The following is a 22,592-nucleotide window of genomic DNA, read 5'->3' on the forward strand; positions in this document are numbered from 1 at the left end:
CCCGGGTCGCGGCGTAAACGCCTTACCCGGGCTGCGGGAGTTGTGTCGTCGGGTAGCCCGGACAGGCGCAATGCGCCGCCTCCGGGAGAACACGTTATCCGTTAGCGGCAGCCTTGCGCAGGTCGAACACGCGGCAGGCCTTACCCTCGGAGCGCGGAATGCTGCCGCAGTTAACAATGCTGATATCGGTCGAAATCCCCACCATCGATTTGATCCGGTGGCGCAACTGATGACAAATCTGACAGCGCTGCTCGTGGTTCAGCGCCAGACCGCTCTCTTTTAGCTCCACGCGCACCGAAAGTGAATCAAGATGGCCCCGGCGGTTAACCTCCAGCTGATAGTGCGGCGCCAGATGTTCGAACTTGAGGATCTCCTCCTCTAGCTGCGATGGGAAAACGTTCACGCCGCGGATAATCAGCATATCGTCGCTGCGCCCGCTGATGCGATCCATCCGGCGCATCGTGCGGGCAGTACCCGGCAGCAGACGGGTCAGGTCGCGGGTGCGGTAGCGGATCACCGGTAGCGCTTCTTTGGTCAGGGTGGTGAACAGCAGCTCGCCGTGTTCACCGTCCGTCAGCGGCGTGCCGTTGTCCGGATTCACCACTTCAGGGTAGAAGTGATCTTCCCAAATCGTCGGACCGTCGGCGGTTTCCAGGCACTCCATCGCCACCCCCGGCCCCATCACCTCCGACAGGCCGTAGATATCCAGCGCCGAAATCCCCAGCCGACGCTCGATTTCCGTACGCATCGCGCGGGTCCACGGCTCCGCGCCGAACACTCCCACCCGCAGGGAGCAGCCGCTGGCGTCGCCGCCCATCTGGCGCTCCAGCTCTTCAATCAGGTTCAGGCAGTAGGACGGCGTCACCATAATCATATCCGGCTTAAAATCGCGGATCAGCTGGGCCTGCTTTTCGGTCTGGCCGCCGGACATCGGTATCACCGTCGCGCCTAAACGCTCCGCGCCGTAGTGGGCGCCCAGTCCGCCGGTAAACAGGCCATAGCCGTAGGCGACATGGATTTTGTCTTTCGCCGTGCCGCCCGCCGCGCGCAGGGAGCGGGCGACAATATTGGCCCAGTTATCAATATCGTTTTGCGTATAGCCCACCACCGTCGGCTTGCCGGTAGTCCCCGAGGACGCGTGGATGCGCACCACCTGCTCCATCGGCACCGCAAAGGTATCAAAGGGGTAGTTGTCGCGCAGATCCTGCTTGGTGGTGCAGGGAAACTTGCTCAGATCGCTCAGTTCGTGGAAATCGTCAGGATGAACGCCCGCCGCGTCGAATTTACGGCGATACATCGGCACATTGTCGTAGGCGTGCTTCAGGGTCCACTTCAGACGCTGGGTTTGCAGGGCCTGCAGCTCGTCGCGCGATGCGCTTTCAATCGGGTCTAATTGCGTTATCGTTGTCATTTTGTAGGGTACTCGCAGGTAGATTCGCTCACACTCGCTCAAGGATCATGGCAATGCCCTGACCCACGCCAATACACATCGTACACAGCGCATAGCGCCCGCTGCGGCGCTGCAGCTCCAGGCTGGCGCTCAATGCCAGCCGGGCGCCGCTCATCCCCAACGGATGGCCTAAGGCGATGGCGCCGCCGTTGGGGTTAACATGCGGGGCGTCATCCGCCAGCCCCAGCTGTCTGAGCACGCCCAGCGCCTGGGCGGCGAAGGCTTCATTCAGCTCAATCAGATCCATATCGTTTATGCTCAGTCCGGCGCGCTCCAGCACTTTACGTACCGCCGGCACCGGCCCGAGTCCCATCAGCTTCGGCTCGACGCCCGCCGTCGCCATGGCCACAATACGCGCCCGCGGCGTTAGCCCCTGGGCGATGGCCTGCTGCGAGCTGGCGATAATCAGCGCCGCGGCGCCGTCGTTGACGCCGGAGGCGTTTCCCGCGGTCACCACGCCCCCTTTGCGGAACGGCGTTTTCAGCCGCGAAAGCTGTTCAAGGGTGGTCTCCGCCCGCGGATGCTCGTCCTCATACACGGTGCTCACCGCCCCCTTGCCGCCGATAATCGGTACCGGCACGATCTCCTGCGCCAGAATGCCGTCGCGCTGGGCCCGGGCCGTACGCTGCTGGCTGCGGTACGCAAAAGCGTCCTGATCGGCGCGGCTGATATTTAACAATTCAGCTACATTCTCCGCCGTTTCCGGCATGCTGTCAGTGCCAAATCGCTGCTGCATGAGCGGGTTCACAAAACGCCAGCCGATAGTGGTATCAAACAGCTCGGCCTGGCGCTGATACGCGGCGCTGGCTTTGCCCATCACAAACGGCGCGCGCGACATCGACTCGACGCCGCCGGCGATCATCAGATCCGCCTCTCCGGCTTTGATGGCGCGGGCGGCGAAGCCGATAGCGTCGAGACCGGAGCCGCACAGGCGGTTAACGGTAGTGCCGGGTACGGTGTGCGGATAGCCCGCCAGCAGCGTCGCCATATGGGCCACGTTACGGTTGTCTTCGCCGGCCTGGTTGGCGCAGCCGAGAATTACATCGTCAATTGATGCCGGATCGAACTTCGGGTTACGGCTCAGCAGCTCGCGCAACGGGATAGCGGCCAGGTCGTCAGCGCGCATGCTGGCCAGCGCCCCGCCGTAGCGGCCAATCGGCGTGCGGATCCCGTCACAAATAAAGGCGTCGCGCATCAGACTTCTCCTGTGATTGTGCCGCCGATGCGGTGCGATTTACCGCGAAACAGGGCGACCACTTTTTGCTGTTGGTTAACGATCTCAATGTCATAGACCCCGGTCAGTTTGCCCTGCTGCTTGACCCTCGCCGTGGCGGTCAGCAGCTCGCCGACAAAGGCCGGACGGAGAAAATCGATGCTCGCCGCCGAGGCGACCGCCGCCAGCCCCTGGCTGTTGCAGGCGTAAGCGAAGGCGGTATCGGCGAGCGAAAACAGCTGTCCACCGTGGCAGGAGTGGTGGCCGTTGAGCATGTTCGGGGTGACCGCCATGGTCATCTGCGCGTAGCCGTCATCCATCTCGATAATCTTGATCCCCAGCGCTTGCGCACAGTTATCGTTCTCATACATCGCGCGGGCGTTGCGCCAGGCTTCATTGCTCATGATGTTTCTCCATCAGCGCCTTCTGACGCAGCAGGGAGCAGGGGCGATAGCGCTCTTCACCATAGTGCCGCTGCAGGTTTTCCAGCAGGCGCAGCACCCGGCCCCAGCCAAGTGACTCTCCCCACGCCAGCGGGCCGCGCGGGTAGTTAACGCCCAGGCGCATGGCGGTATCGATATCCTCCGCGCTGGCGACCCCTTTTTGCAGCGCGTCCAGCGCTTCGTTAACCAGCATCGCCACCGTACGCCACACCAGCAGGCCGGGATAGTCAGCGATCTGCAGCACTTTTTTGCCCTGCTGTTGAAAATAGAAAGTTGCTTTATCGGTCGCCGCCTGTGACGTGGTTTCCGCGCTGGCCAGCACCACCGTATCACCCGCGCTGTGGTCGTAGACCACTACCGGTCGGCCGTGCTGAAGGCTTAACGCCAGGGCGGTTTCACCGGTCGTTTCCAGCAGCAATATCTCGTCCAACTCAGTGACAACGTCATGTTTTATGCGTTTTGCTGCGCGTTCTGCTGATACGGCGGCCAGCGCCCGCTCGGGTTGGGCCTCAGCAGGCCAGCGGTAGACCCCCTGCCCGCTCTTTTTCCCCAACCGCCCAGCCAGAGCCAGCTCCTGCTGCAGCAGCGACGGTTGATAGCGACGGTCCTGCCAGCAGGCGTTAAACACCGAACAGGTCACCGCAAAGTTGACGTCCTGACCTATCAGGTCGGTCAACGCCAGCGGGCCCATGGGGAAACCGCCGCCGTCGCGCAGGGCGGCGTCAATCACTTCAGGCGCGGCGACCTGCTCTTCCAGCGCTCGCCACGCTTCGGCGTAAAAAGGCCGCGCCACGCGGTTGACGATAAAACCGGGCGTTGAGCGGCAGCGAACCGGCTGTTTTCCCCAGTCGCTAACCCACTGACAAAGCTGTTCGACGACTTCCGTCGAGGTGGCCAGGCCGCTGACCACTTCCACCAGCTTCATCACCGGGGCCGGGTTAAAGAAGTGCAGCCCGGCGACCCGCTCCGGGTGTTTTATCCCGGCGGCGATGGCGGTGATCGATATCGACGAGGTGTTGCTAACCAGCAACGTCGACGGGGAGCAGATCGCCGCCAGCTGTTCGAACAGCGCCTTTTTGACCTCCAGACGTTCGGAGGCCGCTTCGATAACCAGCTGCGCGTCAGCCAGGTTGCTCAGCTCCGCCGCGGGAACCAGACGCACCAGCAGCGCATCGGCCTGTTCCGTCGCCAGCTTGCCGCGGCTGACGCGGGAGGCCAGCCGCTGGCGAATCCCGTCGATGGCGCGAACCACCGCCTCAGGGGCGATGTCGAAAATCAGTACCGGATGCCCGGCGGCGGCGGCCACTTCGGCAATCCCGGCGCCCATGGTGCCGCTGCCTATCACCGCAACGGTAGGTAACGTTTTGCTCATCGGCTATTTCCCGCTGAATTGAGGTGGACGCTTCGCGAGGAAGGCGCTGACGCCTTCGCGATAGTCGGCGCTGCGTCCGGCCAGGCGCTGATAATCGCGCTCAAGATCGAGCTGCTGATCCAGGGTCTGGGTTTCCGCAAGCTGAAGCGCCTTCTTAATCAGACCGAGGCCATAGGTCGGCTGGGCGGCCAGGTGCCGCGCCAGCGCCAGGCCGGTATCTTTCAGCTCGGCATCGTCCACCACCTGCCAGATCATCCCCCACTGCGCGGCCTGCTCTGCGCTCAGGCTATCGCCCAGCAGCGCCAGCCCCATCGCCCTCGCTCGACCCGCCACCCGCGGCAGAAACCAGCTGCCGCCGCAGTCAGGCACCAGGCCGAGCTTGCTGAACGCCATGACGAACTTCGCCGAACGCGCCGCCAGAACGATATCGCAGCCCAGCGCCAGCGTGGCCCCCGCTCCCGCCGCGACGCCGTTTACCGCGCAAATCACTGGTTTCGGCAGCGCCGCCAGACGGCGCACCAGCGGGTTATAGAAACGCTCAACCGACAGGCCGAGATCCGGCGCAGGACCGCTGGGGTCGACGTTGCGGTCATTTAAATCCTGCCCGGCGCAAAAGCCGCGCCCGGCGCCGGTCAGCAGTAAACAGCGCACATCGTCATCACGTTCCGCCTGCTTCAGGCACGCCGCCAGCTGCTGGTGCATCAGGTCGTTAAAACTGTTCAGGCGGTCCGGGCGATTAAGGGTAATCGTCATCACGCCCTGTTCCACTTCGCTGAGAATGAAAGCTTCCACGATTAGCGTCCTTTAAATTCCGCAGTACGTTTATGTAAAAAGGCGTCAATACCTTCGCGGCGATCTTCGGTCGCGCTCAGTAAGGTAAACAGCTGACGCTCCTGCTGAAGCCCGGCCTGCAGACTCACCTCCTGCGACAGCCGCAAGGACTGTTTAGCCGCGCGCAGCGCCAGCGGCGAGTGGCGAGCCACGGTTGCCGCCAGGCTAAGCGCGTATTCATCGGTAAGCGCTGGCGGATACACCTCGCTCACCAGCCCCGCCCGCAGCGCCTGATGGGCATCGATGCTTTCGCCGCTCAAGACCATCCGGCTGGCCAGCGCCTTACCGACGCTGCGGATCAGGCGCTGGGTGCCGCCCGCGCCCGGCATCATGCCGAGGGTGATTTCCGGCAGGCCGAAGCGGGCGTTATCGCCGGCGACAATCAGATCGCAGATCAGCGCCAGCTCGCATCCGGCGCCGAGGGCATAGCCGTTAACCGAAGCGATCAGCGGTTTGCTGAAGGCGTCGATACGCGCCCACAGCCGCGGGCGAATATCATCGAGCGTGGCGGGCAGATCGTTTTCCGCCATTTCGTTCAGGTCGGCCCCTGCGGCAAAGAAGCGTTCGTTACCGCTGATGACGCAGACGCCAACCGTCGGGTCCAGCGCCGCCGCGTCGAGCACATCGGCGATCTGCATCAGCAGCGCGTTATTGAGCGCGTTGCGCGCCTGCGGGCGATTGAGCGTCAGCTGCAGTACGCGCGCGTGGCGGGCAATAAACAGTTCACTCATGCCATCCCCCGCGCGTCGAAGTCGACGATCACATCGCCGCTGGTGGGGAGCGCCTGGCAGCTCAGCACGTAGCCTGCCGCCACTTCGTCGGCTTCAAGGCTGTAGTTCGCGGCCATCGCCACCTCGCCGCGCAGCACTTTGCATTTACAGGTGGCGCAGACGCCGCCCTTGCAGGCAAACGGCAGGTCCGCCCCCTGGCGTAGCGCGGCGTCAAGAATGCTGTCGTCCTCGGCGCTCAGGGCTATGGTGCGGTCGCGGCCATCCTGACGAATCGTGACCGAGCGGCCCTCCGCCTGTACGCCGGCAGCCCGCCTGGCGCCGCTGCCCGGCGTATTGAAACGTTCCAGATGGATGGCTTTCGCCGGGACGCCCAGCTCGCGCAGGGTCATTTCCGCTTCATCCATCATCGCCGCCGGGCCGCAAATAAAGGCATGGTCAAAGCGGCTGAAGTCCAGCAGATGGCCGGCCAGTTCGCGCAGCTTGTCGCCATCGATGCGCCCCTGCAGCAGGTCGCTGTCCATCGCCTCCTGGCTGAACAGATGCACCACCTGCAGGCGCTGCGGATAGCGGTCTTTCAGGTCGGCCAGCGCCTGGCGGAACATCATGCTGTGGCTGCTGCGGTTGCCGTAAATCAGCGTGAAGCGGCTGTCGGTTTCGCAGGCGAGAGTGGCGTCAACGATCGCCATCATCGGCGTAATCCCGGAGCCGGCGGCAATCGCCAGGTAGTCGGCCCGACGCCCGGCCCGCGGCTGGTAGCCAAAGTGGCCCTGCGGCACCATCACCTCCAGCGCCATCCCCGGTTGAATGTCGCTCTGGGCATAGCGCGAGAAGCGCCCGCCGTCGATAGCTTTAACCGCCACGCTGATTTCACCCGGCGCGCGGCTGCGGCAAATGGAGTAGCAGCGCCTAAGCTCTTCGCCGCCGAGGCGGGCCTTCAGCGTCAGATGCTGGCCCGGACGAAAGGCATAGGCGTCGCGCAGCGCGTCGGGTATGGCAAAGGTGATGGTGACCGCGTCGCGGGTTTCCGGTTCCACTTTCGCCACGGTAAGCGAATGAAATGTCGTCATCGCAACCTCAAATACATTTAAAGTAATCAAAGGGTTCCCGGCAGCTGTCGCAGCGATACAGCGCTTTGCAGGCCGTGGAACCGAATTCGCTAATTAGCGAGGTGTGGCGGCTACCGCAGCGCGGGCACACCACCTCGTCTGGCATATGGGCATGGCAGGCATGATCCTGCGGCGGACTGATGCCGTACTGGCGCAGACGTTCGCGGGCCTCCGGCCCCATCCAGTCGGTGGTCCACGGCGGGTCAAGCTGCAGCACGATATGCACCGGCGCGAAGCCGTTTGCCGTCATCACCGCGCGGATCTCCCCCAGCAGATGTTCGGTGGCCGGGCAGCCGGAGTAGGTTGGCGTGAAGCCAATGACCCACCCCTCGCCGCGGCGCTCCACGCTGCGCACCATGCCGAGGTCGGTAATGGTCAGCACCGGGACTTCCGGGTCGGGAATCGCGCTTAACACGCCCCACACCGCGTGGATCTCCGGAGGAGCGATATCAACCAGACGTTGCATAATCCCCTCCTGCTACCAACGCTGACCGGGATAGGCGCGCTGTAAATACTGCATCTCCGCCAGCAGCGGCCCGAGATGCTCGCTGTGCAGCCCCTGCTTGCCGCCGTGGCGAAACGGCGCTTCCTCGGGGATCTGCAAACCGGCATCGCTCAGCGCGGCGCGGACCGTCGCCTGCCATTCAGCCTGCAACTCGCGCGGGTCGACGGCGATGCCCTGCGCGCTTAGCTCAATCTCCAGCGCATCGGCCTGGAACAGCTCGCCGGTAAAGCGCCACAGGTTATCGACCGCGTCCTGCATTCTCTGCGCGGAAAGCGCCGTGCCGTTGCCGAGGCGTTCCAGCCAGCCGCGGCTAAAGCGCTGATGGTAGCGCACCTCTTTCAGCGCCTTGGCGGCGATGGCGGCGAGCTGCGTATCGCGACTGCTGACCAGGCGGCCATAGAGCGCCACGTGCCAGACATCGATAAAAAACTGGCGAGCAAGAGTGTCGGCAAAGTTGCCGTTTGGCTGCTCCGCCAGCAGTAAATTGCAAAACTGGCGTTCGTTGCGGCCAAAGGCCAGAGTGTCTTCATCGCCGCTGCCGGCCAGTTCGGCGGCGTAGCTAAGAAAATTGCGCACCTGCCCCAGCAGGTCGAGGCCGATATTGGCCAGCGCCAGATCGATCTCCAGCTCCGGCGCGTGGCCGCACCACTCGCCCAGACGCTGGGCCAGCACCAGGCCGTTATCGCCAAGGCGCAGGGCATAAGCTGCAACGGGGTTGTCGTTGTTCATCGCCGCCTCACATATGTTCCATGCCGTCGGGCACGGTGTAGAAGGTCGGATGGCGGTAGATTTTGCTCTCCGCCGGATCGAAAAATTCACCGCGCTCTTCAGGCTGCGAGGCGACAATTTCGCGGGCCTTCACCACCCAGATTGAGCAGCCTTCGCTGCGGCGGGTATAGGCATCGCGGGCGTTTTCCAGCGCCATCTGATCATCGGCGGCGTGCAGGCTGCCGACGTGGCGGTGCGACAGCCCCTGCTTGCTGCGAACGAACACTTCATATAACGGCCAGTCGTTTTTGCTCATCTTCCTTCTCCTTACGCGGCGTCGCGGGCCTGTTGTTTTTGCGCGTGCGCCAGCGCGGCTTCCCGCACCCACGCGCCCTCTTCCCATGCCTTGCGTTTAGCGGCCAGGCGTTCGTGGTTGCAGATCCCGCGCCCGGCGATCGTCTCGTTAAATTCCTGCCAGTCGATGGCGCCAAAGCGGTAGTGGCCGGTGGTTTCATCCAGCCGCAGATCCGGGTCCGGCACGGTCATGCCGAGGATCTCCACCTGCGGAATGGTGTTATCAACAAAGCGCTGGCGCAGTTCGTCGTTCGAGTGGAGCTTGATTTTCCACGCCATGCTGCGGGCGCTGTTTGGCGAGTTATCGTCGTTTGGACCGAACATCATCAGCGCCGGCCACCAGAAGCGGTTGATGGCGTCCTGCAGCATCTGCCGCTGCGCGTCGCTGCCCTGCGCCAGCGCCATGCAGGCTTCAAACCCCTGACGCTGGTGAAAGCTCTCCTCTTTGCAGATCTTGACCATGGCCCGGGCGTAGGGTCCGTAGGAGGTCCGGCACAGCGCCACCTGATTGACGATGGCCGCGCCGTCCACCAGCCAGCCGATCACGCCGATATCCGCCCAGCTCAGGGTCGGGTAGTTGAAAATGGAGGAGTACTTCATCTTGCCGTCGAGCATTTTCTGATACAGGTCTTCGCGGGCGCAGCCGAGGGTTTCCGCCGCGCTGTAGAGGTACAGACCATGCCCGGCTTCATCCTGCACTTTCGCCAGCAGAATCGCTTTGCGCCTAAGGGTCGGCGCGCGAGCGATCCAGTTGCCTTCCGGCAGCATGCCGACAATTTCCGAGTGCGCGTGCTGGCCTATCTGGCGGATCAGCGTTTTACGGTAGGCTTCCGGCATCCAGTCCAGCGGTTCGATGGCCGTCTCCTGTGCAATGCGCTGCTCAAAGCGTTGTTCTTCTGTCACGTCATCACCTTTATGATTCCAACAAATTCGGTTTAAATTAATTTATGAATCACTTTGTTTTATAAAAGTTACATTCAGGTTAAATAAAACCACAAATTTTGTTTGCCTTTTCTGTGACACCCACCGCAAAAGCTTTTGTAAAATGCATTAATAACAACAAATTAAGTAAATCGCGCAGATCGATAGCGATCGCATTGTTAATAAATTATTAAATTGGAACTTGATTTTTATGATTCATCAAAGAACTATCTATAGATATTTCACGTAACACATCTGGAGATGAACCATGCAGCAGTTAGCCAGCTACTTGTCCGGCACGTGGCAGACCGGCCGGGGCCACGCGCGCACCATCCATCATGCCATCAGCGGCGACGCGCTCTGGGAAGTCACCAGCGCGGGTCTGGATATGGCGCAGGCGCGGCGCTTCGCGATTGAGCGCGGCGGCAAAGCGCTACAGGCGATGACCTTTATTGAGCGCAGCGCGATGCTCAAAGCGGTCGCCAGACATCTGCTGGAACAGAAGGCGGCGCTGTACGCCATCTCCGCCGAAACCGGCGCCACCCGCAGCGATAGCTGGGTGGATATCGAAGGGGGCATTGGCACCCTTTTCACCTACGCCGGTCTCGGCAGCCGCGAACTGCCGGACGATACCCTGTGGCCCGAAGATGAGCTGATCCCGCTGTCAAAACAGGGAGGCTTCGCCGCCCGCCACGTTCTGACCTCGAAGTCCGGCGTGGCGGTGCATATCAACGCCTTTAACTTTCCCTGCTGGGGCATGCTAGAAAAACTGGCGCCAACCTGGCTTGCCGGCATGCCCGCCATCATCAAACCGGCTACCGCCACCGCGCAGCTGACGCAGGCGATGGTCAAAATGATTGTCGACAGCGGGCTGGTGCCGGAGGGCGCAATCAGCCTGATCTGCGGCGGCGCGGGCGATCTGCTCGACCATCTCGATAGCCAGGACGTTGTCACCTTTACCGGCTCGGCTCGTACCGGACAGCAGCTGCGGGTGCACCCCAACCTGGTCGCAAAGTCCATTCCCTTCACCATGGAAGCGGATTCGCTGAACTGCTGCGTGCTCGGTGACGACGTCACGCCTGAGCAGCCGGAGTTCGCGCTGTTCATTCGCGAAGTGGTACGAGAGATGACGGCGAAAGCCGGGCAAAAATGTACCGCCATCCGGCGGATTATCGTGCCGCAAGCGCAGGTGAAAGCGGTGAGCGATGCGCTGATTGCGCGTCTGCAAAACGTGGTGGTCGGCGACCCGGCGCAGGAAGGCGTAAAAATGGGCGCGCTGGTGAACTACGAGCAGCGTCAGGACGTACAGGATAATGTCAACCGTCTGGTAGCCGCCGGATGCGACGTGCTGCTGGGGGGCCAGGCCGATCTCCGCGCCGCCGGGGCCTTCTTCCCGCCAACGCTGCTGTTCTGCCCGCAGCCGGATGAAACCCCGGCGGTACACGCCATTGAAGCGTTTGGTCCCGTCGCAACCTTGATGCCCTATCAGAATATTGAGCACGCCATGAGCCTGGCGCGGGCCGGTGAAGGTAGCCTGGCCGGTACCCTGGTGACCGCTAGCGGCGAACTGGCGCGGGCGTTTATTCTCGGCGCCGCCCGCACCCACGGGCGTATTCAGATACTGAACGAATCCTCTTCCGCAGAATCGACCGGCCACGGCTCCCCGCTGCCGCAGCTGGTTCACGGCGGCCCGGGGCGCGCCGGCGGCGGCGAAGAGCTGGGCGGCCTGCGGGCGGTGAAGCACTATATGCAGCGCACCGCGATTCAGGGCAGCCCGACGATGCTCGCGGCAATTGGTCAGCAGTGGGTACGCGGCGCGGAGGTGGTGGAAGACCGCATTCACCCGTTCCGTAAATATTTCGAAGAGATCCAACCGGGCGACAGCCTGCTGACTCCGCGCCGCACGCTGACCGAGGCGGATATCGTCAACTTCGCCTGCCTGAGCGGCGATCACTTCTACGCCCATATGGATAAGATTGCCGCCGCGGAGTCGATTTTCGGCGAGCGCGTGGTGCACGGCTATTTCCTGATTTCCGCCGCTGCCGGGCTGTTTGTTGACGCCGGAGTCGGTCCGGTGATCGCCAACTACGGGATGGAAAATCTGCGCTTTATCGAGCCGGTGAAGCCGGGCGATACCATCCAGGTACGCCTGACCTGCAAGCGCAAAACGGTGAAACGCCAGCGCAGCGCGGAGGAGAAAGCGACCGGCGTCGTCGAGTGGGCGGTAGAGATTTTTAACCAGCACCAGCAGGCGGTAGCGCTCTACTCCATCCTGACTCTGGTGGCCCGCCAACAGGGGGATTTTGCGGGGTAAATGTTAGAAATTCGCCCATCTTTATCGCCATCTTCATGCCTCTGCGGAGGCATTTTTTATAACTGGCAAAACTGACAAACAACCTGGCAAAAGCAGGCAAACGCCTGGGCGCTGAGCGCTGTTAGGTTAAGGATACACAAGCCGACATTCGCAGCGGCACTGCACAACACAACAATAAGGTGAGGTCTCAATGGCGATTCTTTCCCCCCGCAAGACGGCTCTGGCGTTGGCTGTCGCCCTGTTTTGCGCCTGGCAAAGCCCGGCTTTCGCCCACGGCGGCGAAGCCCATATGGTCCCGATGGATAAAACCCTGCAGGATTTTGGCGCGGACGTTCAGTGGGATGACTACGCGCAGATGTTTACCCTGATTAAAGACGGCGCTTACGTGAAGGTAAAACCGGGGGCGAAAACGGCCATCGTCAATGGAAAAACCCTGGAGCTGCAGGTGCCGGTAGTGATGAAAGACGGCAAAGCGTGGGTTTCTGATACCTTTATCAACGACGTGTTTCAGTCCGGTCTTGACCAGACTTTCCAGGTGGAAAAACGCGCTCACCCGCTGAACTCGCTGTCAGCGGCGGAAATCAGCGCCGCGGTCGCCATCGTTAAAGCCGCGGCGGATTTCAAGCCCAATACCCGATTCACCGAGATCTCCCTGCGCGAGCCGGATAAAAAAGCGGTGTGGGATTTTGCCCTCAACGGCACGCCGGTCAACGCCCCGCGCGCCGCCGACGTGATCATGCTCGACGGCAAGCACGTTATTGAGGCGGTGGTGGATTTACAGAATAAAAAGGTCCTTTCATGGACGCCGATTAAAGACGCCCACGGCATGGTACTGCTGGATGATTTCGCCAGCGTGCAGAACATCATCAACGCCAGCAGCGAGTTTGCCGAAGTGTTGAAAAAACACGGCATCGACGACCCGAGCAAGGTGATTACCACCCCGCTGACCGTCGGCTACTTCGACGGTAAAGATGGCCTCAAGCAGGACGCGCGGCTGCTCAAAGTAGTGAGCTATCTTGACGTTGGCGACGGGAACTACTGGGCGCACCCGATTGAAAACCTGGTGGCGGTGGTCGACCTCGAGCAGAAGAAGATCATCAAAATCGAAGAGGGGCCGACGATCCCGGTGCCGATGGCGGCCCGCCCCTATGACGGCCGCGACCGCGTTGCGCCAACGGTGAAACCGCTGGAGATCATTGAGCCAGAGGGCAAAAACTACACCATCACCGGCGATATGATCCACTGGCGTAACTGGGATTTCCATCTGCGGATGAACTCCCGCGTCGGGCCGATTTTGTCTACCGTGACCTGGAACGACAACGGTAAAAAGCGCCAGGTGATGTATGAAGGATCGCTCGGCGGGATGATCGTCCCCTACGGCGACCCGGACGTGGGCTGGTATTTTAAAGCCTATCTGGATTCCGGCGACTACGGCATGGGCACCCTGACCTCGCCTATCGTCCGCGGGAAAGACGCGCCGTCCAACGCGGTGCTGCTGGATGAAACCATCGCCGACTATACTGGCACGCCAACCACTATCCCGCGCGCGATCGCCATCTTCGAACGCTACGCCGGGCCGGAGTATAAGCACCTGGAGATGGGCAAACCGAACGTCAGCACCGAGCGCCGCGAGCTGGTGGTGCGCTGGATCAGCACCGTCGGCAACTACGACTACATCTTTGACTGGGTATTTCACGAAAACGGCACCATCGGTATTGATGCCGGGGCGACCGGCATCGAAGCGGTCAAAGGCGTACAGGCGAAGACCATGCACGACCCGAGCGCCAAAGAGGATACCCGCTACGGCACGCTGATCGACCATAATATTGTCGGCACCACCCACCAGCATATCTACAACTTCCGCCTCGATCTTGACGTCGACGGCGAGAACAACACGCTGGTGGCCATGGACCCGGAAGTGAAGCCGAATACCGCCGGCGGCCCGCGCACCAGCACCATGCAGATCAATCAGTACACTATTGCTAGCGAGCAGAAAGCGGCGCAGAAATTTGATCCAGGCACCATTCGTCTGCTGAGCAATACCACCAAAGAAAACCGGATGGGTAACCCAGTGTCGTATCAGATTATCCCCTACGCGGGCGGCACGCATCCGGTCGCCACCGGGGCGAAATTCGCCCCTGATGAGTGGATTTACCATCGTTTGAGCTTTATGGATAAACAGCTGTGGGTCACCCGCTACCACCCCACCGAGCGCTTCCCGGAAGGCAAGTACCCTAACCGTTCGATTCACGACACCGGCCTCGGCCAGTACGCGAAAGATGACGAGTCGCTGGACAACCATGATGACGTGGTGTGGATCACCACCGGCACCACCCACGTGGCCCGCGCCGAGGAGTGGCCGATTATGCCTACCGAGTGGGCGCATGCGCTGCTGAAGCCGTGGAACTTCTTTGACGAGACGCCGACGCTGGGCGAGAAGAAACAGTAACCACATCACGGCCTCAGCGATGGGGCCGTTTTTATTTATCCGCGACCAATGCACATGCAGCGGGCAGTAGGACCGGTATAGTCTGTTTTTCAACTTCTTTTGCCATATATGTTAGAAGTCGACGATAAACTTATATGGCATAAAAGCCTGCAACGATTATCAATGAGAATGGCTTTATGTCGCTTTACGATCTCAAAACCGAAGCGCAGGCATTGCCGGAGTCCTGGCACTCCCGGATCCTGGGCCGCGTTGGGGCAACGAATCTCAAAGTCCTGCGCATGGATGCCCACTCAGTCGCTGAGGAGGTGCATGAATATGACGAGGGATTACTGGTTATTGACGGTCGTCTGGAACTGAGCGTACAGGAGAAAAAAATCTCCGTCGCGCCCGGCCAGCTTTATATAGCCAAAGCGGGCATTCCTCATACGGTGGAAGGCGGCAGCTTTGGCACCCTGGTGATTATAGATTTACCAGACAGCGGCTTCAGCGGCGTATCCCCTGCTGATTAAGTGAAATGCGCGTTTGGAGGATAAGCGAGTCATCATTTCATTTTGATTGACTAAGCCATTGCGCCCACGTTATAGCCAATGTCCGGGTATGCTCCTGTGGGGTTGAAGGTATTAGTCGCGGGATCGCCATAAACGTTGAAATCTTGCACGTGAAGCGCAGCGGCGCGAATGCGGGCCAGGCAGATAACACGCGCTATTTTTCATGATGCCCCTTTAATCACTGAGATCATCATGCTTGAACTTCGCCCTAATTGTGAATGCTGTGATAACGATCTGCCGCCAGAATCAGCGGATGCGTACATCTGTTCATTCGAATGCACCTTCTGCATTGACTGCGTGACCCAGCGGCTTCAAGGATGGTGCCCGAACTGCGGGGGCGAGCTGGTGCGCCGTCCAGTACGCCCCGAAGCTGCCCTCCTTCGCCACCCTGCCTCCAGCCAGCGCCGATATAAACAATAAGCCAGTTTGTCGCTTATCGCTGACGCTCCGGTTCGCCGCGAGCCCGCTCATCCTCGTTTACGAAGCGCGTTAAGTAGCGCCTGCGTTGCGCCGGAAGACGTCCCGGATGACGAACAAACCAGCCGAAACTCACGGTGTATGGCAGGCGTCACGGGTACCACGCACAGATTACGCAACGCCTCCGGCAGGGCTGATTCGGGTACAAGGGCGACGCCCATCCCTTCCGCAACCAGCTTACAGGCGCTAATCCAGTCACGTACCGTCACGCGGATATCAGAAAGTTGCAGACCCGCATTTTCCATCAGGCTTTTTCCATTAACGACGCATCCGCCTGTCGCCAGAATAAAGGGCTGGTCTGCCAGCGCCTTTAGCGTTATGCCATAGGTCCTGGCATGGTGTGCCAGCCGATGAGCGGCTGGCAGTACCGCTACCCATGCATCCTGCCCTAATACAACGTCTGCGCGCCCAGGGTCGGGATTCATGACCACCCCCAGCTCAACGGTATCTGCGGCCAGCCACTCCTCGACCTCCTCGTCCGAGCCTTCCAGGATGACGACCTCAATACCCGGATGCAGACGCTTAAAGTCGCGCAGCAGGCCGGGCAACAAGGTGGACGTCACTGATGGAAAGCTGGCCAGGCGAATGCGCCCGCGATTTAAACCCCGGCTCTCATCGGCCAGTTCGCGGATGGTATTCAGCTGCGAAAGCATGTTTCTTGCGTGTTCAACAACCTGCCCGCCCAGCGCGGTCACCCCGATATATCGTCGCTCACGCGTAAATACCGGAAATCCCAGTGCAGCCTCTAGCTGGGCGATGGCCTGGCTGGCGCCGGACTGAGTCATTCCTATCTCCTCTGCGGCACGCGAGATGTTGCCGGCATCCGCCACGGCCACCAGTAAGCGCCAATGTAAAAGATTCATCATGATTGTCAGTAGCCCAGCTAATAGTTAGTTTCTTTATCATTAATTTTACAGCGCATTCCGCGTCAAATACAGTGGATTCAGGACGTCCCCCGACAGCTTTTCACCTTTCACGGAGACAAAATGAAACTCTATTACGCCCCGGATACCTGTTCGTTATCGCCGCACATCGTGCTGCGCGAACTGCAACTTGAGTTTGAACTGGTTAGAGTCAACAACAGAAGCAAGATCACCGCTGATGGTCGCGACTTCCGCGCCATTAACCCTAAAGGGTATGTCGCCGCCCTTGAACTCGATGATGGGCAGATACTCACTGAGGGTCCGGCCATCGTGCAGTACCTCGCCGACCTAAAACCAGAATACGGCCTGGCGCCGCGCGCGGACAGTTGGGCTCGGGTGCGTCTGCAGGAATGGCTTAACTTTATCACCAGTGAAATACACGCTGGCTCGGCACCGTTGTTCAACCCCGCGCTGCCCGAAGAGGTCAGAGCGATTTTTCGTGAGAAGCTGTTCCGACAGTTCGATTTTCTTCAGGCGACTCTCAACGAAAAAATCTATCTGACTGGCCCCACTTTCAGCGTGGCTGATGCCTACCTCTTCACTGTGCTGGGCTGGTGTAAATTCTTCTCAATCCCACTGGATCGCTGGCCTGGGCTATTGGCGTACAGGGAAATGATCAATGCCCGTCCTGCGGTACAGGCCGCATTACTGGCCGAGGCGTCGCTTTAAGGTTGATGTGGGGATTTGGGTTCAGGCGTTACTGCGTAAAAACGTAGAGCCTTATGAACAGGCATTCATCAAAGAAGACGACGAAAAAGGGGTGGATAACACCGGGCAGATGATCAGCAACCGCTAAGGAAAGGTGGTGCTGAGGCCCGAGCGTTATGGCGGATAATTTTGTGCCACAGACGTACAAGGAGAAAACAGCCGGAGGCGGGCAGCTCCGGCTATCGACCTATCGCAGGACAAGATTGGCCTGTGGGGCGTTAAGCGCCGCGTTAAAGCTCTGCCTTGCTGGCCCTGCCAACCATTGTTCCAGCGTCATCATCATACCGAACTCCTGTTCAAGCGCCGGTATATCCGCCGAGCCTGCGACAATGCCATTGTCTACCAACGCCGTGAGCTGGCGAAGAAAAGTGTTCTGCGCTAACAGCTCGTCAGGAAAGCGGTGATAATGAACAGGATGACCGGCGGCATCTGAGAAAGCACGCTGCAAGTCTTCACCGGTCAACGCCTGGCTGGCCAGTTCCAGAGTCTGCCCCCGATAACGTTCAGGATTACAAAGAATCTGGGCATTAATGCGCCCCAGGTCTTGCAGCGCAATCATCTGCATCGCCTGATGGCGTTGCATGAAGAAGAAAAAATGGCCGCTGTTTAGTCCCATGCCGGGCAGCAGCATCATTTCCATAAAGCTTGCCGGGCGCGTGATGGTCGTGGAGAGCGGCAAGGCGCGAAGGTAATCTTCAATTGTCGATTTACTGTCAAAGTGCCCCATGCCGGTTGGGGCTTTTCCAGCCGCCCCGGACGAAGAATAGACGAGATGGCGGATACCAGCCGCCAGGGCGCTATCGGCAATGGCTTTTCCCTGCATAACCTCCTGCTCGTCGCTTATCTCGCCTGCCGGAGAACTGGTCTGAACGCTAAATACGCCCTGGATACCCGACATTGCACGGTCAATGGATGCGAGGTCGAACAAGTCGCCGATGGCGAGCGTGATTCCTTCTGTCGTCAGCGCTCTGGCCACTTCGCTATGCGGATTCCGTACGAAAGCGCGGACTTGACGTCCGGCCCGCCGTAACGCTCGGGCCACTGCGCCACCTTGCTGCCCGGTGGCGCCAAAGACGAGGAATTCTGCGGTATGTGTCATGGTGGTTCCTTAGTGTAACTATTGGCAGTCACAGTATGGAACCAGTGCTATTCTGTTCACAAGACGGCACATTTTTGGTCCTCAGTTACACAAAGATAACCATTAGGGATGTCCAGCGGAGAAAAATTATGGCGCGTGAGATTAATGGCAGACCCGTGTTCGAAACACCGGATGGACCAAAACTGACACCCTGTGCGCCGGGGAGTGTCCTGGCAAGACTGGGTGATAAATGGACAATCCTCGTTATCTCACTACTGGCACTTTCACAGGAGACGCCTATGCGCTTTAGCGCCATTCGGCGCGGCATTCCTGACATTTCGCAGCGTATGTTGACCCTGACTCTGCGTAATCTCGAAAGGGATGGCCTGGTTGCCCGGTATTATTACCCCGAGCTTCCACCACGGGTGGAATATCAACTGACTGACCGAGGCCGGTCGATGTTGGAGCCGCTGGCGGGGTTCACTGACTGGATCAGGGATACCTGGCAGGATATTGAGGCATCCCGGAAAGCCTTCGATGATTCAGAGGACAAACGGGCTGCTGCGTCCATGACCCGCTTGTAGTCGTAGGCTACCTTATGCCAGAAGAGAACCGTCAGCAAACCGAAGCAGGACATTTCGGAGGCTCGTATGGACAAATGAAATGTATAATCACATGTAAACTCAGGCGGGATTTTAACATTAAAGCAGTATCTTTCCCTGGAGAACCCTGATGTTTACTCATATGCGTATTGCTAAACCCGTCGCCAATCTCGAAAGATCATTTCTGATGTACAGCAAGGGGTTAGGTCTGCATAAGATTGCTGAATTCAACGATCATGACGGTTTCAATGGAATAATGTTAGGGAGGGGAGACTTAGACTGGCACATAGAATTCACTTTTTGCCGAAACCATCCCGTTCAACCTTTACACACAGAAGAGGATTTACTCGTTGTTTATTACTCTGAAGAAAAAGAATGGGATACGGCCTGTGAAAGAATGATCGGTGCTGGCTTTAGAATGACCACGTCATTCAATCCTTACTGGGATGCGAACGGAAGGACATTTGTTGACCTTGATGGATATAGGGTGGTTATACAAAACAAGGCGTGGGTATTGCCCCAATAAATATTGCAATGCTGCCGCCATCCTGCCGCAAGATAAACATTCGTTTCTCGCTCATAGCTGACCTCACGGCGCTTCAGACAGTCCGCTTGGTGCCAGGAGCGGAAGTTAACTACGGATAAAATTCAGCGCTCCACCCCCAGAGCCGCTGCATAACGGCAATAAGCTACACTTGTTCATTATTTCCAAAACAGGAAAGCCTTCCGCTGCTTCAACGGTGTGTGTTTGATATCGCGCAGTTGGGACATTTTGATCAACAACGAGCATGGCCAGCTAACGATGAAATTGATACTTGTTCGACACGCAGAAACAGAGTGGAATTTGGAAGGAATTATTCAGGGGCACAGCGATAGCTCCTTGACCTGTCGGGGTTTGCGTGAAACATCCGTCCTACTAGCAGCGTTTAGTGCAAGTGAGTATCAAATAGAGCGTGTTTACGCTTCTCCGCTTGGGCGTGCCTGGCAAATGGGGCAAAGCCTGGCTGAACACTTTCATTGTTCACTGACGGCTGAACCGGCCCTTAAAGAGCAGGCCTTTGGTCAGTTTGAAGGTATGCCGTTAGAACTACTCAGACAAAAACATCCAAACTATGCAAATGCGTTATTCAGGCTTGATGCAGAGTATTGTCCACCTGGGGGGGAGTCACTGGCGCATGCTTCTCAGCGAGTTATGCGTTTTTTACAAAACCTGGAAGATACCTCATCACATCAACAAACAATATGTATTGTGTCTCACGGGCATGTCAGTCAGGGCACTCTGGCAATTCTTAAAGAAGGGACTGTCAATAGTTTCCCTCGCTATGCTCACCCCAATGCAAGTTATTCTGTTATCGACCTGATTAATGGAAAATGTATCGGCCTAAAGTGGGGGATTGCTACACATTTACGTCACCTGAATTAGTGGCTACCTTCCAAGCATTGAAAACCCATCCTGCCAGAGTCATCATTATTTAAGCACAATGTCCGCTCCTCGCTCATAGCGGACCTTTCGCCCAGTTAGCTTGTCCGCTTCGTGCCAGAAGCGACCATGGCGCGTCTCTAGACTGTGATACGAGACATCTCAGTATTATCAATCAATGCAGCCCAGGCCCTGTAACGTCGTATGGACGGCTACATCAAGTGGGGTATGAGGCTCAGCGCCTAAAAAATTCACCAGCTTCGTATTGTCCAGGCGGACCGACTGGCGCCACAGGTACCGCATCTCCAAAAGTTCGCGTAAGGTTGCGTTGAAAGGCGCAGCCAGGTACATAAACCACCACGGAAATGAGCGTATTTTGGCAACGCCGCCAAAGCGCGCCGCAGTGCGTTGAATCGCGCTGACCATTTCGCTGCCGTCGGCATCCCAATGGCCTTGCATATGGAAGCGCGCAAAGGGCTCAAGTTCCTCGCGTTGTTCCAGCAGCGCAGCTATCGTTTCCGCGACATCAGGTAAATAAGCCCACTGGTGACCGGTTGCAGGCGAACCAGGATTGGTAATGACGCCAGGCAGCTTGCCGGGTTTAATCAGACCTTGAGAAAACCAGTTATTACCGGCGCGTGGGCCAAAAAAATCCCCCGCGCGGACGATTAATACCCGCCCGCCCCGCTGCGAATAGGCCTCCAGTTCTTTCTCCATTTGTACCCTGATCGCTCCCTTCTTTGTGACCGGCATCTGCTGAGCATCTTCCCGTACTAGCGGAAAAGCGTCAGGACCATAGTTGTAAACGGTACCGGGAAGCACGACCAAGGCGCCGGTTCGTTCTGCTGCGCCAATCGTGTTGCGCAGCATAGGCAACGCCAGATGCTCCCAGTTTCGGTAGCCGGGCGGATTGACGGCGTGAACGATCGCGCTACAGTCTGCTGTCGCAGCGGCGACTTGCTCCGGGTCGAGAGCGTCGCCGCCTATCCACTGGATGTCACCGCTTCGTTCACTGCCGTGAAGTCCTCGTTTTAGCGCACGTACGTCCCATTTTTTCTGAATGAGCCGGCGAGCAGTTTCACCACCAATACCGCCGGTTGCGCCAAGTATTAAGACCCTGCCTCGGGTTGCCATATTGTTTGCCTCTTTGCTGATTTGACCTTGACAGCGTACGTACAGGCAGAGCTAAATGGAATTGCATATCCTTATAGGTCAGCTATACAAATTTGTATGAACACATCTATCCCATGGGAGTGGTACCGAACATTTCTGGCTGTGCTCAGGGAAGGCTCGCTTTCCGGCGCATCGCGCCGGCTTTCGATGACGCAGCCCACGGCAGGACGGCATATCGCTGCGCTGGAGTCGGCTCTTGGCCAGGTATTGTTCACGCGTTCGCAAACGGGGTTGCTGGCGACTGAAACGGCGCTGGCGCTGAGGGTGCATGCCGAAGCGATGGAGAGCACGGCGAATACGCTAGCGCGCACAGCCTCCAACTTCAGTCATAACAGCGCGTCCATTCGCGGCGTCGTCCGCGTCTCCGCGAGTGACGTTATCGGCGTTGAGGTGCTACCGCCGCTTATTGCCAGGCTCCGGGAGTCTCACCCACAAATAACGATTGAATTAGTTCTGTCGAACCGGGTTCAGGATTTACTGCACAGGGAAGCTGATATTGCTGTACGCATGACGACGCCGGTACAGGAGCAGCTTATTGCGCGTCGTGTAGGCCGGATTGAACTTGGCCTACACGCATCGACTTCCTATCTGGCACGACATGGCACGCCTGAAAATAGCCAAGAACTGCTGAAACATGCGCTGGTTGGCTTTGATCAGAATACGCCTTTCATCCGTAAGGTACTGGAAAAATACCCTCAGTTAAGCCGGGATTCATTTTCCATGCGCACCGATAGCAATGTGGCTCAGCTTAATCTTATTCGCGCCGGTGCTGGCATTGGCATATGCCAGGTGCAGTTGGCCAATGGCTATATTCCACTGCAGAGGTTACTGCCGAATTTCTTTTCTTTATATCTTGATACCTGGATCGTCATGCACGAAGACCTGCGCAATAGTCTGTGCTGCAAACTGGTTTTCGATATTCTGGCAAAGGGATTAGAGGAATATATCTGCCAGAGGCAGGAACCGTGAATCGCCATGGAGAAAAGGCCGCTAGTTCGAACTCAGTCTGCTTACGCCGCCAATGAGATTGGCACCTCAGGGGGTCGCTGATCCTCACAATTCATCGTCGGCTGCCCTATAGCGACGCCCCCTGACGTCATAGCTGATTTTTCCTATGGCGAGTTTATTCATCGGTTAAAGCGTGCGCAATCCACCTGTGTGGTGTATGGATGGCTCGTGCCGGGTTTGTCGCCATTTTCTGTTTATCCGGGAGGATGCACCTACCCCTCTCCCGCGCGCCATCAGGTTCTGCACCTCAGGAACAGC

At 58.7% G+C, this 22,592-nt stretch carries 23 protein-coding genes and 1 pseudogene; 10 read left to right on the plus strand and 14 right to left on the minus strand.

Features of this window, described 5'->3' with window-relative positions:
- Nucleotides 1–94 precede the first annotated feature (94 nt).
- The 11 genes from paaK to paaA are packed head-to-tail and all read right to left on the minus strand — an operon-like array spanning nucleotide 95 to nucleotide 9,616.
- Complete coding sequence (gene paaK / locus GUC22_RS14200; protein WP_024358300.1) at nucleotides 95–1,411, minus strand: phenylacetate--CoA ligase PaaK; 1,317 nt, start codon at nucleotides 1,409–1,411, stop codon at nucleotides 95–97.
- Nucleotides 1,412–1,439: 28 nt separating this feature from the next.
- Nucleotides 1,440–2,645 carry a 3-oxoadipyl-CoA thiolase gene (gene pcaF / locus GUC22_RS14205; protein WP_024358301.1) on the minus strand — a complete coding sequence of 402 codons (1,206 nt, stop codon included), beginning with the start codon at nucleotides 2,643–2,645 and terminating at the stop codon, nucleotides 1,440–1,442.
- On the minus strand, nucleotides 2,645–3,067 hold the full coding sequence (paaI, locus tag GUC22_RS14210; protein WP_098363513.1) for a hydroxyphenylacetyl-CoA thioesterase PaaI: 423 nt from the start codon (nucleotides 3,065–3,067) through the stop codon (nucleotides 2,645–2,647). The genes pcaF and paaI overlap by 1 nt, the downstream gene beginning before the upstream one ends.
- Nucleotides 3,057–4,478: a 3-hydroxyacyl-CoA dehydrogenase gene (locus tag GUC22_RS14215; protein WP_160183588.1), complete on the minus strand. Its 1,422-nt coding sequence runs from the start codon at nucleotides 4,476–4,478 to the stop codon at nucleotides 3,057–3,059. Before GUC22_RS14215 ends, paaI begins: the two co-directional genes overlap by 11 nt.
- Nucleotides 4,479–4,481: 3 nt before the next feature.
- Nucleotides 4,482–5,270 carry a 2-(1,2-epoxy-1,2-dihydrophenyl)acetyl-CoA isomerase PaaG gene (paaG, locus tag GUC22_RS14220; RefSeq protein ID WP_004139014.1) on the minus strand — a complete coding sequence of 263 codons (789 nt, stop codon included), beginning with the start codon at nucleotides 5,268–5,270 and terminating at the stop codon, nucleotides 4,482–4,484.
- A 2-nt stretch (nucleotides 5,271–5,272) separates the two neighbouring features.
- Nucleotides 5,273–6,040 (minus strand): 2,3-dehydroadipyl-CoA hydratase PaaF, encoded by a 768-nt coding sequence (gene paaF / locus GUC22_RS14225; protein WP_004139016.1) that lies wholly within the window; start codon nucleotides 6,038–6,040, stop codon nucleotides 5,273–5,275.
- Nucleotides 6,037–7,107 carry a 1,2-phenylacetyl-CoA epoxidase subunit PaaE gene (gene paaE / locus GUC22_RS14230; RefSeq protein ID WP_160183589.1) on the minus strand — a complete coding sequence of 357 codons (1,071 nt, stop codon included), beginning with the start codon at nucleotides 7,105–7,107 and terminating at the stop codon, nucleotides 6,037–6,039. The genes paaF and paaE overlap by 4 nt, the downstream gene beginning before the upstream one ends.
- Before the next feature lie 7 nt (nucleotides 7,108–7,114).
- The gene (gene paaD, locus GUC22_RS14235) at nucleotides 7,115–7,612 is read right to left on the minus strand and encodes a 1,2-phenylacetyl-CoA epoxidase subunit PaaD (protein ID WP_024358306.1); all 498 of its coding nucleotides are present in this window, start codon (nucleotides 7,610–7,612) and stop codon (nucleotides 7,115–7,117) included.
- Nucleotides 7,613–7,624: 12 nt separating this feature from the next.
- Nucleotides 7,625–8,380 carry a 1,2-phenylacetyl-CoA epoxidase subunit PaaC gene (gene paaC, locus GUC22_RS14240; RefSeq protein WP_160183590.1) on the minus strand — a complete coding sequence of 252 codons (756 nt, stop codon included), beginning with the start codon at nucleotides 8,378–8,380 and terminating at the stop codon, nucleotides 7,625–7,627.
- Between the two features lie 7 nt (nucleotides 8,381–8,387).
- Nucleotides 8,388–8,675 (minus strand): 1,2-phenylacetyl-CoA epoxidase subunit PaaB, encoded by a 288-nt coding sequence (gene paaB / locus GUC22_RS14245; protein WP_024358308.1) that lies wholly within the window; start codon nucleotides 8,673–8,675, stop codon nucleotides 8,388–8,390.
- Nucleotides 8,676–8,686: 11 nt separating this feature from the next.
- Complete coding sequence (paaA, locus tag GUC22_RS14250) at nucleotides 8,687–9,616, minus strand: 1,2-phenylacetyl-CoA epoxidase subunit PaaA (RefSeq protein WP_116943716.1); 930 nt, start codon at nucleotides 9,614–9,616, stop codon at nucleotides 8,687–8,689.
- Nucleotides 9,617–9,902: 286 nt separating this feature from the next.
- Here paaA and paaZ point away from each other — a divergent pair, with 286 nt between their 5' ends.
- From paaZ to GUC22_RS14270, 4 genes are all read left to right on the plus strand, one after another.
- Nucleotides 9,903–11,948: a phenylacetic acid degradation bifunctional protein PaaZ gene (gene paaZ / locus GUC22_RS14255; protein ID WP_064371726.1), complete on the plus strand. Its 2,046-nt coding sequence runs from the start codon at nucleotides 9,903–9,905 to the stop codon at nucleotides 11,946–11,948.
- A gap of 190 nt (nucleotides 11,949–12,138) precedes the next feature.
- Entirely contained in the window at nucleotides 12,139–14,397 is a 2,259-nt protein-coding gene (tynA, locus tag GUC22_RS14260; protein ID WP_098067155.1) for a primary-amine oxidase, read from the plus strand.
- Nucleotides 14,398–14,573: 176 nt separating this feature from the next.
- On the plus strand, nucleotides 14,574–14,906 hold the full coding sequence (locus GUC22_RS14265; protein ID WP_004139027.1) for a cupin domain-containing protein: 333 nt from the start codon (nucleotides 14,574–14,576) through the stop codon (nucleotides 14,904–14,906).
- A gap of 231 nt (nucleotides 14,907–15,137) precedes the next feature.
- Nucleotides 15,138–15,365, plus strand: a complete 228-nt coding sequence (locus GUC22_RS14270; protein WP_071830717.1) for a DUF1272 domain-containing protein — start codon at nucleotides 15,138–15,140, stop codon at nucleotides 15,363–15,365.
- Nucleotides 15,366–15,412: 47 nt separating this feature from the next.
- Here the strand turns inward: GUC22_RS14270 and GUC22_RS14275 are convergent, their stop codons facing one another.
- On the minus strand, nucleotides 15,413–16,288 hold the full coding sequence (locus GUC22_RS14275; RefSeq protein ID WP_082237222.1) for a LysR family transcriptional regulator: 876 nt from the start codon (nucleotides 16,286–16,288) through the stop codon (nucleotides 15,413–15,415).
- 120 nt (nucleotides 16,289–16,408) lie between these two features.
- On the opposite strand from GUC22_RS14275, the gene gstA reads away from it, so the two are divergent.
- A complete protein-coding gene (gstA, locus tag GUC22_RS14280; protein ID WP_024358312.1) occupies nucleotides 16,409–17,014 on the plus strand; it encodes a glutathione transferase GstA in 606 nt (201 codons plus the stop codon).
- Nucleotides 17,015–17,018: 4 nt separating this feature from the next.
- A pseudogene (locus GUC22_RS27610) lies at nucleotides 17,019–17,111 on the plus strand (arsenate reductase); the annotation flags it as partial.
- A 129-nt stretch (nucleotides 17,112–17,240) separates the two neighbouring features.
- Here the strand turns inward: GUC22_RS27610 and GUC22_RS14285 are convergent.
- Nucleotides 17,241–18,152, minus strand: a complete 912-nt coding sequence (locus GUC22_RS14285; protein ID WP_004139051.1) for an NmrA/HSCARG family protein — start codon at nucleotides 18,150–18,152, stop codon at nucleotides 17,241–17,243.
- Between the two features lie 128 nt (nucleotides 18,153–18,280).
- Here GUC22_RS14285 and GUC22_RS14290 point away from each other — a divergent pair, with 128 nt between their 5' ends.
- From GUC22_RS14290 to GUC22_RS14300, 3 genes are all read left to right on the plus strand, one after another.
- Nucleotides 18,281–18,715 (plus strand): winged helix-turn-helix transcriptional regulator, encoded by a 435-nt coding sequence (locus GUC22_RS14290; protein ID WP_024358313.1) that lies wholly within the window; start codon nucleotides 18,281–18,283, stop codon nucleotides 18,713–18,715.
- A gap of 148 nt (nucleotides 18,716–18,863) precedes the next feature.
- Entirely contained in the window at nucleotides 18,864–19,259 is a 396-nt protein-coding gene (locus tag GUC22_RS14295; protein WP_004139057.1) for a VOC family protein, read from the plus strand.
- 276 nt (nucleotides 19,260–19,535) lie between these two features.
- Nucleotides 19,536–20,156, plus strand: a complete 621-nt coding sequence (locus GUC22_RS14300; protein WP_071830716.1) for a histidine phosphatase family protein — start codon at nucleotides 19,536–19,538, stop codon at nucleotides 20,154–20,156.
- 168 nt (nucleotides 20,157–20,324) lie between these two features.
- Here GUC22_RS14300 and GUC22_RS14305 read toward each other — a convergent pair whose 3' ends face one another.
- Nucleotides 20,325–21,287, minus strand: a complete 963-nt coding sequence (locus GUC22_RS14305) for an NAD-dependent epimerase/dehydratase family protein (protein ID WP_160183591.1) — start codon at nucleotides 21,285–21,287, stop codon at nucleotides 20,325–20,327.
- A gap of 96 nt (nucleotides 21,288–21,383) precedes the next feature.
- On the opposite strand from GUC22_RS14305, the gene GUC22_RS14310 reads away from it, so the two are divergent.
- Nucleotides 21,384–22,295: a LysR family transcriptional regulator gene (locus tag GUC22_RS14310; RefSeq protein WP_049090318.1), complete on the plus strand. Its 912-nt coding sequence runs from the start codon at nucleotides 21,384–21,386 to the stop codon at nucleotides 22,293–22,295.
- Nucleotides 22,296–22,592 lie beyond the last annotated feature (297 nt).

This window comes from Klebsiella sp. MPUS7 (assembly GCF_009905335.1).
Taxonomy (GTDB): Bacteria; Pseudomonadota; Gammaproteobacteria; order Enterobacterales; family Enterobacteriaceae; genus Klebsiella; species Klebsiella grimontii.

Excerpts from the sequence above, each read along its gene's own strand:
- GUC22_RS14285 (WP_004139051.1), bottom strand. The coding sequence starts at position 18,152 with ATGACACATACCGCAGAATTCCTCGTCTTTGGCGCCACCGGGCAGCAA.
- paaZ (WP_064371726.1), top strand. The coding sequence starts at position 9,903 with ATGCAGCAGTTAGCCAGCTACTTGTCCGGCACGTGGCAGACCGGCCGG.
- paaB (WP_024358308.1), bottom strand. The coding sequence starts at position 8,675 with ATGAGCAAAAACGACTGGCCGTTATATGAAGTGTTCGTTCGCAGCAAG.
- GUC22_RS14265 (WP_004139027.1), top strand. The coding sequence starts at position 14,574 with ATGTCGCTTTACGATCTCAAAACCGAAGCGCAGGCATTGCCGGAGTCC.
- GUC22_RS14305 (WP_160183591.1), bottom strand. The coding sequence starts at position 21,287 with ATGGCAACCCGAGGCAGGGTCTTAATACTTGGCGCAACCGGCGGTATT.
- paaF (WP_004139016.1), bottom strand. The coding sequence starts at position 6,040 with ATGAGTGAACTGTTTATTGCCCGCCACGCGCGCGTACTGCAGCTGACG.
- paaI (WP_098363513.1), bottom strand. The coding sequence starts at position 3,067 with ATGAGCAATGAAGCCTGGCGCAACGCCCGCGCGATGTATGAGAACGAT.
- paaD (WP_024358306.1), bottom strand. The coding sequence starts at position 7,612 with ATGCAACGTCTGGTTGATATCGCTCCTCCGGAGATCCACGCGGTGTGG.
- paaE (WP_160183589.1), bottom strand. The coding sequence starts at position 7,107 with ATGACGACATTTCATTCGCTTACCGTGGCGAAAGTGGAACCGGAAACC.
- GUC22_RS14215 (WP_160183588.1), bottom strand. The coding sequence starts at position 4,478 with ATGAGCAAAACGTTACCTACCGTTGCGGTGATAGGCAGCGGCACCATG.
- GUC22_RS14300 (WP_071830716.1), top strand. The coding sequence starts at position 19,536 with ATGAAATTGATACTTGTTCGACACGCAGAAACAGAGTGGAATTTGGAA.
- pcaF (WP_024358301.1), bottom strand. The coding sequence starts at position 2,645 with ATGCGCGACGCCTTTATTTGTGACGGGATCCGCACGCCGATTGGCCGC.
- paaC (WP_160183590.1), bottom strand. The coding sequence starts at position 8,380 with ATGAACAACGACAACCCCGTTGCAGCTTATGCCCTGCGCCTTGGCGAT.
- gstA (WP_024358312.1), top strand. The coding sequence starts at position 16,409 with ATGAAACTCTATTACGCCCCGGATACCTGTTCGTTATCGCCGCACATC.
- GUC22_RS14270 (WP_071830717.1), top strand. The coding sequence starts at position 15,138 with ATGCTTGAACTTCGCCCTAATTGTGAATGCTGTGATAACGATCTGCCG.
- tynA (WP_098067155.1), top strand. The coding sequence starts at position 12,139 with ATGGCGATTCTTTCCCCCCGCAAGACGGCTCTGGCGTTGGCTGTCGCC.
- paaK (WP_024358300.1), bottom strand. The coding sequence starts at position 1,411 with ATGACAACGATAACGCAATTAGACCCGATTGAAAGCGCATCGCGCGAC.
- GUC22_RS14275 (WP_082237222.1), bottom strand. The coding sequence starts at position 16,288 with ATGATGAATCTTTTACATTGGCGCTTACTGGTGGCCGTGGCGGATGCC.
- GUC22_RS14290 (WP_024358313.1), top strand. The coding sequence starts at position 18,281 with ATGGCGCGTGAGATTAATGGCAGACCCGTGTTCGAAACACCGGATGGA.
- GUC22_RS14310 (WP_049090318.1), top strand. The coding sequence starts at position 21,384 with ATGAACACATCTATCCCATGGGAGTGGTACCGAACATTTCTGGCTGTG.
- GUC22_RS14295 (WP_004139057.1), top strand. The coding sequence starts at position 18,864 with ATGTTTACTCATATGCGTATTGCTAAACCCGTCGCCAATCTCGAAAGA.